Source organism: Kluyvera sp. 1366, assembly GCF_054823405.1.
This window is the reverse complement of record NZ_JBTRDW010000012.1, coordinates 122874-132661: the sequence shown is the minus strand read 5'-3', so window position 1 is coordinate 132661 and position 9788 is coordinate 122874. Positions and strand designations below refer to the sequence as shown.

Annotated in this window: 8 protein-coding genes and 1 riboswitch; of the genes, 2 read left to right on the top strand and 6 right to left on the bottom strand. The window is 54.2% G+C overall.

Annotated elements, in window-relative coordinates; translation table 11 throughout:
* Positions 1-326: 326 nt before the first annotated feature.
* Both murI and btuB read right to left on the bottom strand, forming a co-directional pair.
* A complete protein-coding gene (murI, locus tag ACVLVH_RS22270; protein WP_192237049.1) occupies positions 327-1178 on the bottom strand; it encodes a glutamate racemase in 852 nt (283 codons plus the stop codon).
* Positions 1123-3009, bottom strand: a complete 1887-nt coding sequence (btuB, locus tag ACVLVH_RS22265) for a TonB-dependent vitamin B12 receptor BtuB (protein WP_192415341.1) — start codon at positions 3007-3009, stop codon at positions 1123-1125. Before btuB ends, murI begins: the two co-directional genes overlap by 56 nt.
* Positions 3010-3077: 68 nt before the next feature.
* Positions 3078-3260: riboswitch (cobalamin riboswitch) on the bottom strand.
* 112 nt (positions 3261-3372) lie between these two features.
* Between btuB and trmA the strand changes: the two genes are divergently transcribed.
* Positions 3373-4476 carry a tRNA (uridine(54)-C5)-methyltransferase TrmA gene (gene trmA / locus ACVLVH_RS22260; RefSeq protein WP_192415340.1) on the top strand — a complete coding sequence of 368 codons (1104 nt, stop codon included), beginning with the start codon at positions 3373-3375 and terminating at the stop codon, positions 4474-4476.
* A 32-nt stretch (positions 4477-4508) separates the two neighbouring features.
* On the opposite strand, the gene ACVLVH_RS22255 is transcribed toward trmA, so the two are convergent.
* The gene (locus ACVLVH_RS22255) at positions 4509-4865 is read right to left on the bottom strand and encodes a YijD family membrane protein (RefSeq protein ID WP_061720276.1); all 357 of its coding nucleotides are present in this window, start codon (positions 4863-4865) and stop codon (positions 4509-4511) included.
* A gap of 18 nt (positions 4866-4883) precedes the next feature.
* The gene (gene fabR, locus ACVLVH_RS22250; protein WP_008109648.1) at positions 4884-5528 is read right to left on the bottom strand and encodes an HTH-type transcriptional repressor FabR; all 645 of its coding nucleotides are present in this window, start codon (positions 5526-5528) and stop codon (positions 4884-4886) included.
* Positions 5529-5722: 194 nt separating this feature from the next.
* On the opposite strand from fabR, the gene sthA reads away from it, so the two are divergent.
* Positions 5723-7123 (top strand): Si-specific NAD(P)(+) transhydrogenase, encoded by a 1401-nt coding sequence (gene sthA, locus ACVLVH_RS22245; protein ID WP_101760632.1) that lies wholly within the window; start codon positions 5723-5725, stop codon positions 7121-7123.
* On the opposite strand, the gene oxyR is transcribed toward sthA, so the two are convergent.
* Both oxyR and argH read right to left on the bottom strand, forming a co-directional pair.
* A complete protein-coding gene (oxyR, locus tag ACVLVH_RS22240; protein WP_008109652.1) occupies positions 7106-8023 on the bottom strand; it encodes a DNA-binding transcriptional regulator OxyR in 918 nt (305 codons plus the stop codon). The two genes, sthA and oxyR, sit on opposite strands and share 18 nt — an antisense overlap.
* A 341-nt stretch (positions 8024-8364) precedes the next feature.
* The gene (gene argH / locus ACVLVH_RS22235; protein WP_498950038.1) at positions 8365-9738 is read right to left on the bottom strand and encodes an argininosuccinate lyase; all 1374 of its coding nucleotides are present in this window, start codon (positions 9736-9738) and stop codon (positions 8365-8367) included.
* Between the last annotated feature and the right edge of the window lie 50 nt (positions 9739-9788).

The window sequence follows — 9788 nt, the reverse complement described above, 5'->3', positions numbered from 1 at the left end:
TCACTCGTGAGGCTTTGATATTTTTTTGCGTCCGGAGACGCGGATATCAATCCTGCGAGTGCCCACACAGATTGTCTGATAAATTGTTAAAGAGCATGCCGCGATTTCTCTAGCGGCGCGGGATGCGTATATTACGCTTTCCGCATTCTCAGTCAAGCATTTATTTTTGCTTTTCTGAAGGTTGCCTTGAAGACCACCTCCTGAATACTTCGCTTCGTAAGCCGTTGTTCCGTGTCAGTGGAGGCGCAGTATAGGGATTTCTTCGGAGCTGACAAGCGCTAATTTCAAATTAATTTCCGAGTGCTGATTTTTTCGTCGAAACGCCACTAAACTGCTAATTTTTCCAGCAACGGGAAGCCATAACGCTGCAAAATCGGTGACAATTTCGTCACTTCATCATCTATACGCGTACAGAACGCTAAATTCTGACCGGATGAAACCGCCTGCGGTGCTTCATGCTCTAATAACCAAACGGTACGACGCGCAATCGCCGCGCCCGAATCCACCAGCCTTGTCCCTTCCGGTAGCACCAATTGCAGCTCATCACGTAGTAAAGGGAAATGCGTACATCCGAGAACCACGGTATCAGGTGGCTCTTTCATCCGTAGCCAGGGTTGCACAGCACGGCGTACATCAGCGAGCTCAACATCTTCGCCATGCAGCTTGGCTTCCGCCAGCTCCACCAGCTCAGCAGAGCCGAGCATTTCGATTTTGCAGTCACGGGCAAATTGCGCCACTAACTCATGGGTATAAGGACGTTTCACCGTGCCGCGCGTGGCCAGCAATCCCACTACGCCGTTACGCGTCAGACGCGCAGCAGGTTTTATCGCAGGCACCACACCCACAACCGGGAATTCGAAACGTTCACGCAGAGCCGGCAAAGAGATGGTGCTGGCCGAGTTACAAGCAATGATCACCAACGCAAGCGGGAAACGCTGAGTGATAGCCGTCACCACCGCCACCACGCGCTCGACAATAAAGTCTTCGGATTTTTCGCCGTACGGGAACCCTTCATTATCAAAGGCGTAGAGATAGTGAAGATCCGGCAGTAAATGCCGGACCTCATCATAAACGGAGAGCCCACCCACGCCGGAGTCAAACACCAGCACGGTGGGACGCAGATCAGAAGCTGTAGCTGGCGCTGAGGTAGTACTCCGTTCCTGGAGTTGGATAGCCATACGCTGTCTCATAATCTTTATCGAACAGGTTGGCAATTCTACCACGAACGGTGAGCTGTGATGTGACCGGATACGAGACCGCGAGATCTACCGTGCTGTAACTCGATAAACGACGCTGCTCGCTGGCATATTCGCTGGTATTGTTATCGTAGCGCTTACCGAAGTACTGGTAGATGACATCAATATCAAAGTCATACACCGTCATACCCAGCTGATATTTGGCCTGCTCACGCGCACGACGCGCCAGCGTTTCACCATCTGAATCACGACGCGCATCCAGATAACCCAAGGTGATCTGGTGATGAAGGAAGCGGGTATCAAAATCAGCGGTGGCTTCAATACCTTTTAGCGTAACGGCTTTTTCATTGTAATAGCCGCCCTCAAAAGTCACAGGATCAGAAGCATAGGTAATGAGATTGCTGACTTTATTGTGATACGCCGCAACACGCCAATTAACCGGACCGGTTAAACCTTCCAGCGCGGCTTCCCACTGTTTTGATTTCTCAGGATTCAGATCGGGATTAGAGCTAATACCAAAGCGCTTCAGACCATATAGCTGGCCTAACGTCGGCGCCTGGAAACCCGTGCCGTAAGAGAGTGATGCCTTGTAACCCGGCACAAACTCCCAACCCGCAGCCGTTTGCCAGGTGCCATGACGGCCAAAGTCCTGGTTATCATCGCCACGCGCCGAACCTTCAAGCGTAACATTGCCAAACTGCTGCTGAGCCGTCAGGTAAGCACCGGTGTTGTCTTGCTTGTAACCATCTTTATCACGCGGTGCGCCAGAATAGAGTTGTCCAATCGAACTCAGTTTCTGCTGCTGCCAATCCAGACCGGCGCTGACCATGCCATGCCCCACCGCAAAGGTGTTGCCCCATTGCAGGTTGCGCTGCTCCATGTCATCCAGGCTATTGGAATCCGCATAGCGGCCGTCAGACCCAACGTAGTTATAAATTTTGTACTTTTGATAACTGGCGGTCAGCTGCGAGGAGTATTCCTCTTTATTAAAGCGCAGACCGGTATCAAACGAGTGATTATAGATCTGTTGCTCATCCTGACCACCGACATAACCCGCGTCGTAATCTGAGTTCGCGGCGTAACCGTAACCCCGGAAGAAGCCAGAAAACGCCTCGTTAAACTTGTGGTCAACGCCAGCCCAGAACGCCTTATTGCGCCAGCCATCACGATCGCGATCGGTCGGAGACGTTGAGCCCGGCTGAACGTTGTAGCCGTTGGTGGCCTGATAAGAGCCCGCCACCGTTACGCGCGTCTGGTCCGTGACATTTTGATTGATGCCGCCGCTGTATTCCTGATAGCCCTTCGAACCAAAGCCAGCCGTCAGCGAGTTTTGATTATTCGGGTTTTGCGTAATGACATTCACCACGCCGCCAATCGCATCTGCGCCGTAAACGGCAGAGCGCGGGCCGCGAATGAACTCAACGCGCTGGATGATGGAAACAGGGATTTGGTTGAAGTCAGCAACGCCGGTAATGCCAGGCTTAGAGAACGGCACACCGTCAACCAGAATTAGCGTATGGCGCGCTTCCGAACCACGTACATACATAGAAGCGCTTTGCCCAATGCCGCCGCTTTGCGCGATATCCACGCCCGGCAAGCGGCGTAACACTTCCAGTAGGTTCTTGGATTGCCACTGATCGATCTCGTCACGGGTGACGACAGAAGTCGAAGCCAGCACCGACGAGACCGGCTGCGCGAAGCGGTTAGCGGTAACGATTTGCGTATCATCATTCTGCTGCGCGTAGCCAAATTGCGCCCAGAGAGACAACGCCGTTGCACTGAAGGCAAACAGCGAAGCATGTGTTTTTTTCATTGTTATAGCATCCAAAAGACGAAGCAGGATGCCGCACGACTACAACCAATAGCTCGCGATGGTCGTATGTATTGCGACGTCACACCGGCAGGTCTTCGGGCTGAGAATCATAAATGGTGAAAAAACTTCCCATCCGGCAGGACAGTGTTTGTAATTGCCATCACCACGACATTCTTTACCGCTGCGCGTCAGCTCCAGATTCACACTGGATTCCCTTTTAACTCAAGGAGGCCGGCAGGCGCAGTCTACGGCCAGGAAGGCCGGAAATCCAGACTTCCAGCCATCTTGTTTTCCGCAGGGCTGGACATCAGCAGTTGAATGCCTACAATCGCCCGGCAAGCCAGCTTATTACCAGGATTAAAGATGACACCCGAACAGCTCCCGATTGAACAATACGACGCGCAACTGGCGGAAAAAGTCAGCCGCTTACAGGCGATGATGATGCCCTTTGCCGCGCCCGACGTGGAGGTGTTCCGTTCGCCGGTCAGCCACTATCGGATGCGTGCCGAATTCCGCATCTGGCACGACGGAGACGATCTCTACCACATCATCTTTGATCAACAGACCAAGCAACGTATCCGCGTCGATCAATTCCCGGCGGCCAGTGAATTGATCAACCAGCTGATGCCAAAACTGATCGCGGCGATCCGTGACAACCGCGCGCTGCGTTTCAAACTGTTCCAGATCGATTACCTGTCGACGATGAGCAACCAGATTGTTATCTCGCTGCTCTATCACCGCAAGCTGGAAGAGGAGTGGACCGCCGCCGCCAGCGCCCTGCGCGACAGCCTGCGTGCTGAAGGCTTTGACGTGCAGCTGATTGGCCGCGCCACCAAAACCAAAATCTGCCTCGATCGCGATTACGTGGATGAGCGCCTGCCGGTCGCGGGGAAAGAGATGATTTATCGTCAGGTGGAAAACAGCTTCACCCAGCCAAACGCGGCGATGAATATTCAGATGCTGGAGTGGGCGCTGGACGTCACGCAGGATTCGCAAGGCGATCTGCTGGAACTCTATTGCGGTAACGGCAACTTCTCGCTGGCGCTGGCGCGTAACTTCCGCAGCGTGTTGGCCACGGAAATTGCCAAGCCGTCGGTCGCGTCCGCGCAATACAACATTGCTGCCAACCATATTGATAACGTGCAGATTATTCGTATGGCCGCTGAAGAGTTTACCCAGGCGATGACGGGCGTTCGCAGCTTCAATCGTTTAGAAGGCATCGACCTGAAGAGCTATCAATGCGAAACCATTTTTGTTGATCCGCCACGTAGCGGGCTGGATGAGGAAACCGTGAAGATGGTGCAGGCCTATCCGCGCATCCTTTATATCTCTTGCAACCCGCAAACGCTGTGCGACAACCTCGCGGTACTGGGAGAAACGCATGACGTCACGCGTCTGGCGCTGTTCGATCAGTTCCCGTATACCCATCATATGGAATGCGGCGTGCTGCTGACGCGCAAGGCCTAAACAAAAACGGGAACCCCAAGGTTCCCGTTTTTTCACTGCTTGCTCTTCGCGCGGCGAAAACGCATACCAATCCAGAACACCAGCGCCACCATCAGAATGGTCGGGATAAAGTTAGAGCCGATATCCGGATATTCAGCCCGCACCAGCGCGCTATAAACCAAAATACCCAGCAGGAAGAACGCCGCCGCCAGTGAAGGCATGCCGTCTGGCATATTGCGGTTGAGGTAACGCTGATGCAAACACCAGGCCGCGAGGCCAAGCGCAATCAGCGGGAATATCGAAAAGGGAACAAACGTGCTGAACAGCACCGAAAAGGAGCCGTTGATCGCTAAACCGGTGATAAAAGCCAATAAAAGCGTTCCTTTATCGCGTGGGTTTTGCTCAATCATTTCATTATCCTTATCACATTACTCTTCGGGTTTTTCCAGGGTAACCGCCAGACGCTCTTGCTCCCGGCGATACCAGTAATAAGCGCCTTTGGCGATCATGCGCAGCTGCAGCACTAATCGATCCTCAAGCTTACGGCGCTGCTCAATATCAACGTCCAGCGCTTCGGCACCCGCGCTAAACACAATCGTCACCATGGCTTCGGCCTGCGCTTCGGTGAAGCTGCGCGGCATGCGATTTTCTAATTCAAGATAATCGGCCAGTTCGGCGATGAAGTGCTGAATCTCACGCGCGACTGCGGCACGAAAGGCCGCCGAGGTTCCGGAGCGCTCGCGTAGTAAGAGCCGAAAAGCATTGGGATTGTTCCCGATGAACTCCATAAAAGTTGCCACCGAGGTTTTGATAATGCTGCCACCCTTGGCAATACGCTGGCGCGCCTGACGCATTAACTGGCGCAGCATCAAGCCGCTTTCGTCCACCATGGTCAGCCCCAGCTCATCGACATCGCGGAAGTGACGATAAAATGAGGTCGGCGCAATCCCCGCTTCGCGTGCAACTTCGCGCAAACTCAGGCTGGCAAAACTCCTTTCTGCACTTAACTGACTGAAGGCAGCTTCAATCAGTGAACGTCGTGTACGTTCTTTTTGTAGCGCTCTGACGCCCATTTTCCCGGCCTTTTAGGTGATTTGGCAGGCACTATAACAAACTTTTCAGCGTACAGCGGTGCAAACTTTGTGAACGCCTGTGAACCTCACGCTTTGTCAAACTTCAGCAATTTACGCTGTTAGAATTCAGATGTGCGCGGCGAGATGTTAGAATCTCGTTGTAAAAATGTGATAAAAAAATAGGACGTACTGGTATGCAAAAGTCTTACGATTACGATGCCATTGTGATTGGCTCCGGTCCGGGCGGCGAAGGTGCGGCGATGGGGCTGGTGAAGCAGGGAGCGCGTATTGCAGTGATCGAACGCTACCACAACATCGGCGGCGGTTGTACACACTGGGGAACCATCCCTTCCAAAGCCCTGCGTCACGCTGTTAGCCGTATCATCGAGTTCAATCAAAACCCACTTTACAGCGATCACACTCGCCTCCTGCGCTCCTCATTCGCCGACATTCTCAACCACACCGAGAACGTGATCAGTCAGCAAACCGCTATGCGTCAGGGCTTCTACGAGCGCAACCGCTGTGAACTTTATCAGGGCGATGCCCGATTTGTTGATGCCAACACTATCGAAGTGGAACAACCCGACGGCACCCGCGAGCGATTAACCGCGGCGAAATTCGTGATCGCCTGCGGTTCTCGCCCGTATCATCCCGCGGATGTCGATTTCACCCATCCGCGCGTTTACGATTCCGACTCCATCCTCAACCTGCATCATGAACCTGGCCACGTCATCATTTATGGCGCCGGCGTAATTGGCTGTGAATATGCCTCGATTTTCCGCGGCCTGAACGTCAAGGTTGACCTGATCAACACCCGCGACCGTCTGCTGGCATTCCTCGATCAAGAGATGTCAGATTCCCTCTCCTATCACTTCTGGAACAGCGGCGTGGTGATTCGTCACAACGAAGAGTTCGAGAAGATTGAAGGCGTTGATGACGGGGTGATAATTCACCTTAAATCGGGCAAAAAAGTGAAAGCCGATTGCCTGCTGTACGCAAACGGTCGAACCGGTAACACCGATTCACTGGCGCTGGAAAACGTCGGACTGGAAGCGGATGGTCGTGGCCTGCTGAAGGTGAACAGCATGTATCAAACTGCGCTGCCGCATATTTACGCGGTTGGCGACGTGATTGGTTATCCAAGCCTGGCTTCTGCTGCTTACGATCAGGGCCGCATTGCCGCGCAGGCGATCATCAAAGGTGAAGCTACCGCGCACCTGATCGAAGATATTCCAACCGGGATTTACACCATTCCGGAGATCAGCTCAGTGGGTAAAACCGAACAGCAGCTGACGGCGATGAAAGTGCCGTATGAAGTGGGTCGTGCGCAGTTTAAACATCTGGCGCGTGCGCAGATTGTTGGCATGCACGTCGGCAGCCTGAAGATTCTGTTCCACCGCGAAACCAAAGAGATTTTAGGGATTCACTGCTTTGGCGAGCGTGCTGCGGAGATCATTCACATCGGCCAGGCCATCATGGAACAGAAGAACGGCGGCAACACGATTGAGTACTTCGTGAATACCACCTTCAACTATCCCACCATGGCCGAAGCCTATCGCGTGGCAGCGTTAAACGGCTTAAACCGCCTGTTTTAACGAGGTATCCAGATAACCCTTCATGTGGGTTTTGATTGCTTCTGCCAACTGCTCATAGCGGCTGCGCAGAGGCGATCCTGGACGATAGACCAACGCGATGGTGCGCTGCGGCACCGGCTTGTAGCACGGTAAATAGCAGACGCCATCACGTTCGCGTTCATTCGGCACGGACAGCGCAGGTAACAAGGTAATGCCGCTACCGGCGGCAACCATGTTGCGCAGCGTTTCCAGACTGGTGGCGCGGAAATGCGTATCTTCATCGGCACCGGCTTCGAAGCAGAAGCCCATCGCCTGATCGCGCAGGCAGTGCCCATCTTCCAGCATCAGTAATTTCTCACCGGCCAGATCCGACATCGGCACGCGATCGCGATCGCGCCACGGATGATCGGCATACACCGCTAGCGTCATTGGCTCATCAAACAGCGGCACCTCAATAAAGGCTTCACTCTCTTTCACCAACGCCACGATGGCGCAATCCAGCTTGCCGCTGTCGAGCTGTGCCAGCAGTTGCTGCGTCTGCGCTTCATGCAGGTACATTTCGAGTTTGGGGAAGGTTTTGTGCAGCATCGGAATGATGTGCGGCAGCAGATACGGCCCGGTGGTTGGAATCAAACCAATGTGCAGCGGTCCAGACATCGCTTCGCCTTGCTGGCTCGCCATCTCCTTCAGCACTTTCACTTCGCGCAGCACGGTTCGCGCTTGATCCACCAGCAACAGTCCTGCCTGAGTAAACAACACCTTACGGCTGGTTCGCTCCAGCAGCATCACGCCAAGTTCATCTTCCAGCTTACGAATCTGTCCACTTAAGGTAGGTTGGCTGACATGACATGCGTCAGCTGCACGCCGGAAATGGCGATGCTCCGCAAGTGAAACCAGGTATTCGAGATCACGAATATTCATTGAAATCCTCCAAACCACGATAGCCCGTGGCGATAGATAGAATAGCAATGAACGATTGGCCCTATCAAGGCGTGAGCGGGAATAATGCGCGCATCAAATGATCTGGAGCAGAACCTGCAAACTGCTTAAAACCAATCACTGTGCTGGCCGGGAGTGGCCTGCCCTTGATGATGTGCCTATAACAAAATGTAATTCCGAAGCTAGAGGTTGGCGGGCTACCGAAGAGGTGCCCGCTTTTTTTTGCTTGTCACTCGCTTGCTGGATATCAACAGAGCGCGATAAATCGCGCCGCTACGCATTCCTGCATATACCGCAGCGGCGCAATCTAATGCGCATAGCTTTTAACCCAAGCGCTTCTGCGCTTCGCTGATGGCGAAGGCGACCTGTTGAGGAGCGACACCGCCTTGCGCATTACGCTTATCCAGGCAGGATTGCAGCGACAGAATTGGATACACGTCATCCTCAATCACCGCGCTGAACTGCTTCAACTGCGTCAGAGTGAGCGCTTCCAGCGCCACGCCTTGCTTGATCGCTTCCACCACGGTTTCACCCACAATGTGGTGGGCTTCGCGGAACGGAACGCCTTTTGCCACCAGATAATCGGCCAGCTCGGTCGAGTTGGCGTAGCCCTGCTCAGCGGCTTCCTGGCAGCGCGGACGTTTTACCTGAATGCCGTCCAGCACCAGCACCGACATATGCAGGCAGTCGAGCCAGGTATCCAGCGCATCGAACAGCCCTTCTTTGTCTTCCTGCATATCTTTGTTGTACGCCAGCGGCAGGCCTTTCAGCGTCATCATCATGCCGGTCAGCGCACCTTGCACACGGCCACATTTGCCACGGATCAGCTCCAGCGCATCCGGGTTTTTCTTCTGCGGCATCAGCGACGATCCGGAAGTGACTTTATCCGACAGCTCAAGGAAGCCCGCTTCACCGGTGTTGAAGAAGATCAGGTCTTCAGCAAAGCGCGACAGATGCACCATGCCAATCGAGGCGTCTGACAGCAGCTCGAGCACGTGATCGCGATCGGAAACGGTATCGAGGCTGTTACGCGTGGCAGAGGCAAAACCTAACCAGCCGGCCAGCTGCTGACGATCAATCTCGTAGGCGGTACCCGCCAGCGCGCCGCAACCCAGCGGACTGACATCCATACGCTTCAGTGCATCCTGCAGACGGCTCTCGTCACGCGCCAGCATCTCAACGTACGCCAGGCACCAATGCGCGAACGTCACCGGTTGCGCACACTGCAGGTGCGTGTAACCCGGCATCACCGCGTCCTGATTGGCTTGTGCCGTGGCGACCAGCGCCGATTGCAGCTCACGCGTCGCCTCCAGCAGCACGGCAACCTGCTCTTTGCACCACAGTTTCAGATCGGTCGCGACCTGATCGTTACGGCTACGGCCGGTGTGCAATTTCTTGCCCAGCGCGCCGACTTTGTCAATCAGCTTGCCTTCCACCCAGCTGTGAATATCTTCCGCATCGCTTTGCAGAATCTGCTCAGGATTGGCGCGTACCTCGGCCAGCAGTTCATTCAACGCGCTTTCCAGCTGTTGCTGCTCTTCATTGGTCAGCACGTTGACCGTCACCAGTGCTTTTGACCAGGCAATCGAGCCGGTAATGTCCTGCTCGGCCAGGCGATAGTCAAAACGCAGCGAGTCGTTGAACTGTTTGAACCGTTGGTCTGCTGCCTGCGAAAAACGTCCGCCCCAAAGTGCCATCTGCATTACTCCTGAATCTGTTATAGAAAAGGCGGCCCGAAGCCGCCCTT

Bases quoted from the DNA above. Each gene is read 5' to 3' on its own strand.
- oxyR (WP_008109652.1), bottom strand. From the start codon at position 8,023: ATGAATATTCGTGATCTCGAATACCTGGTTTCACTTGCGGAGCATCGC.
- btuB (WP_192415341.1), bottom strand. From the start codon at position 3,009: ATGAAAAAAACACATGCTTCGCTGTTTGCCTTCAGTGCAACGGCGTTG.
- murI (WP_192237049.1), bottom strand. From the start codon at position 1,178: ATGGCTATCCAACTCCAGGAACGGAGTACTACCTCAGCGCCAGCTACA.
- fabR (WP_008109648.1), bottom strand. From the start codon at position 5,528: ATGGGCGTCAGAGCGCTACAAAAAGAACGTACACGACGTTCACTGATT.
- sthA (WP_101760632.1), top strand. From the start codon at position 5,723: ATGCAAAAGTCTTACGATTACGATGCCATTGTGATTGGCTCCGGTCCG.
- ACVLVH_RS22255 (WP_061720276.1), bottom strand. From the start codon at position 4,865: ATGATTGAGCAAAACCCACGCGATAAAGGAACGCTTTTATTGGCTTTT.
- argH (WP_498950038.1), bottom strand. From the start codon at position 9,738: ATGGCACTTTGGGGCGGACGTTTTTCGCAGGCAGCAGACCAACGGTTC.
- trmA (WP_192415340.1), top strand. From the start codon at position 3,373: ATGACACCCGAACAGCTCCCGATTGAACAATACGACGCGCAACTGGCG.